4 protein-coding genes are annotated in these 2,934 nt (G+C 57.7%); 1 reads left to right on the top strand and 3 read right to left on the bottom strand.

Going from position 1 to position 2,934, the window contains the following annotated elements; genetic code table 11:
- Positions 1-449, top strand: a 449-nt coding sequence (locus C5B91_RS20790) for a nucleoside monophosphate kinase (RefSeq protein ID WP_119713001.1), incomplete at its 5' end; no start/stop codon positions are given.
- Positions 450-708: 259 nt separating this feature from the next.
- On the opposite strand, the gene C5B91_RS20785 is transcribed toward C5B91_RS20790, so the two are convergent.
- The 3 genes from C5B91_RS20785 to C5B91_RS20775 form a co-directional block, all read right to left on the bottom strand.
- The gene (locus C5B91_RS20785; RefSeq protein WP_115819510.1) at positions 709-1,809 is read right to left on the bottom strand and encodes a succinylglutamate desuccinylase/aspartoacylase family protein; all 1,101 of its coding nucleotides are present in this window, start codon (positions 1,807-1,809) and stop codon (positions 709-711) included.
- Positions 1,806-2,426: an isoprenylcysteine carboxylmethyltransferase family protein gene (locus C5B91_RS20780; protein WP_115819511.1), complete on the bottom strand. Its 621-nt coding sequence runs from the start codon at positions 2,424-2,426 to the stop codon at positions 1,806-1,808. The genes C5B91_RS20785 and C5B91_RS20780 overlap by 4 nt, the downstream gene beginning before the upstream one ends.
- Before the next feature lie 5 nt (positions 2,427-2,431).
- The coding region (locus C5B91_RS20775; RefSeq protein ID WP_119713000.1) for an HAD-IC family P-type ATPase at positions 2,432-2,934 on the bottom strand (503 nt) is incomplete at its 5' end.

The following is a 2,934-nucleotide window of genomic DNA, read 5'->3' as shown; positions in this document are numbered from 1 at the left end:
GTGAGCTTGTTCCGGACGAGGTTGTCACTCTGCTCGTTAAAGAGGCTCTATCGCAAGTCAATGGCTTTGTTCTGGATGGGTATCCCCGCAACGTAGAACAGGCTGAGGAACTCAATAATATGACCGATGTTGACGTTATTCTATATCTTGACGTAGACGAGGAGGAACTTGTTCAACGACTCACGGGTCGCCGTATAGACCCAAAAACAGGGGACACTTATCATATAAAATACAGTCCACCTGAAGATCCTGAAGTTGAAAAACGACTTGAGCATCGGGATGACGATACCGAGGAGACAGTCCGTGAACGTCTACGTGTATTTCGTGAGACTACTGAACCAGTTATTGAATACTACGAAGAACGAGGTCAACTGGAACGTGTCGACGGAAAACAGTCTCCTGATGAAGTCTGGGTTGACGTAAGGAAAGTGATTGAAAACGCGCAATAGATCGCGAAAAAGTTGGGGTGAGCGTTACTATACCGGGCATCACCTAGTAGATCTGTACAGTTTACACACTCGTACCCGGCGAGTCTGTAGTTGAGAGGGCGCGATCTTGCTGAGGTGATCTCGGCGATGTTCGATAAAAGCCGACCATCATACCGTACGAATTAGAACTTGGAACGGTTATTGGCCGAAGAACGATCCAGTAGGCAATTATGGGGGGCTCTCCGAACCGATGAAGAGCCTGTCAGCAGACGCTGCCCCGTCAAGAGAGCGGATCTCGTCCTTCATACTCACCGCTCTCACCATATTCCGGCCGCTGGAAACCACCCTCACGGTAGACATCGAACTCACCCCGCTCAATGTCGTCGCGAATGATGTCGGCGGTTCCCTCGTCGACGCTCACGAAGTGACACAGCGGGTGGCCCGGGTACGCCACTGCATTTTCGAGGACACCGACAACGATGCCGGTCGATGGAGCGCGAATCGTCTCGATGTCGTTCTTGAAGTGGTCGGAAATCGTGAACAGCGGATCGTCTTCCTCAACGAGAGGGTGCGGGCCCCACTCCATCTCGACGAGCCCTCCAGTTTCGGCACGGAGCCACGTTTTCTCGCCGTCGCGGGCGACCACGCGCGTCCACCCGGGCCAGGACACCGGTTGGTTGGGAAGGACCTCGTGTTCGGCGAGGACGCTCGCGACACAGTGGAGCGCTCGGTCGAGGTGCGCGGTCTGGAATCGATGGGCGCGCCCCATCTCAACCGTGACCGTGGGGATACCGTCCTGACAGGCCACGCGTCGGAGTGTCCCTCGTGAACCCTCGCCGTCGAGGATGACGCTCGTGCCGAACGCGCGGGCGAGTCGTTCCACAGCCGGGTCGCGCATATCTGCGCGGACGTGGTACATCGTCGTGCGGTTGCGCGTCGACGTGTGGAAGTCAAGCCCGATGTCACACTTCGAGATGAACTCCTCGTAAATCGTGTTTGCGAGCCGTTTTGCTAGCGTACTTCGAGCACTGCCAGGGAACGAGCGGTTGAGATCTTCGTCATAGATCGGGATGTACCGTTGCTGGGCCAGAAATCCTGGGACATTCAGTACGTGGAGGCAGACAAGCGTCCCGTGAAGATCACTCGGTTCGTACTCGGCTGCGACCTCTTGGATGATCTTGACCCCGTTGAGTTCGTCGCCGTGAACTGCGGCTGTCAAGCAGACTGTCGGTCCAGCTTGGTCACCATTGACGACAGTGACTGGCAGTTCAATCGCGTCGTCGTGAAACGTTGTCGCGACGGCATACCGGAACTGAGACTTCTCACCGGATGGAATCGTCCTACCCCCGACTTCGATCTGGTGTGGTGAATCACTGGTCATTGGTTCCCTCCCTTCGTTCGGTCGGTCTGTTCCTGCTGCGGTGGTTCGCGGTGCGTTCGGCCGAGGAACCGCGGCACCGATCTGAGATATTCCTCGTAGGCGTCGCCGTACTGCTCGCGGAGCCACGGCTCTTCGGCGAGTGGTGCGAGCAGGAACCACACGATTCCACCGATGGCGAGAATGACCGTTTGAATCGAACCTGCGAGGAGGCCTCCGCTGGCGAGCATGGCGATGAACCCCACGTACTGTGGATTGCGAGAGAAGCGATACGGTCCCTCAGTTTGAAGGTGGCCTTCGAGACCACTGCTCTCCCAGAATCCGAGTGTCCACATCGCCCAGATGGACAGCGCTGTGCCTGCTACGAAAACAAGCACACAGACGAGTTGCACCACCACCGGTGGTTCGTACCAGTGCCACCAGTCGAGGTGTGCAACGCCGACCAGACCAACACCGTATAGCATCCACGCACTCCAGCTCACCCAGAATGTCCAGTTCCGCGTTCCGTGCGGCCAGAACTGGAATGTTGGACTGACGATGGTAGCAAGGAGGCCACCCAGTAGGAGTCCCCCAGATAGGAGACCGACGCTGAACAATGTCTGTGTCGCCTGGAGTGCCATAGGGATCACGCACCAATGTCGGGCACGGAAATATCGGCGCTGCGGAGACGACGGGCGTTGATAGCGACGATGATCGTCGACAGCGACATGAACACGGCACCGATGGCCGGCGACAGCAGGATGCCGATCGGTGCGAGGACTCCGGCAGCGAGTGGGAGCGCGAAAACGTTGTAGCCGGTCGCCCAGACGAGATTCTCCTGCATCTTCCGGTAACTCGCCTTCGAGAGCTTGATGAGCCGCACCACGTCCAGCGGATTATTGTCGACGAGGATGATATCGCCAGACTCGATGGCGACGTCGGTCCCTGAACCGATGGCAATACCGACGTCAGCTCGCGTGAGTGCTGGCGCGTCGTTGACGCCGTCGCCGACCATCGCGACTAGTTTCCCCTCGGACTGGAGCGCTTCGACTTTCGTGTCCTTTTCGTCGGGGAGTACCTCCGCGAAGTACTGGTCGATGCCGAGTTCCTCCGAGACAGCCCGTGCGACGTCCTCCGAGTCACCGGTCA

This window comes from Haloferax sp. Atlit-10N, assembly GCF_003586325.1.
Lineage (GTDB): Archaea > Halobacteriota > Halobacteria > Halobacteriales > Haloferacaceae > Haloferax > Haloferax prahovense.
The sequence above is the reverse complement of the archived record's forward strand: the minus strand, read 5'-3'. Positions and strand labels throughout refer to the sequence as shown.

Coding starts and splice junctions, on each gene's coding strand:
- C5B91_RS20785 (WP_115819510.1), bottom strand. CDS start 1,809: ATGACCAGTGATTCACCACACCAGATCGAAGTCGGGGGTAGGACGATT.
- C5B91_RS20780 (WP_115819511.1), bottom strand. CDS start 2,426: ATGGCACTCCAGGCGACACAGACATTGTTCAGCGTCGGTCTCCTATCT.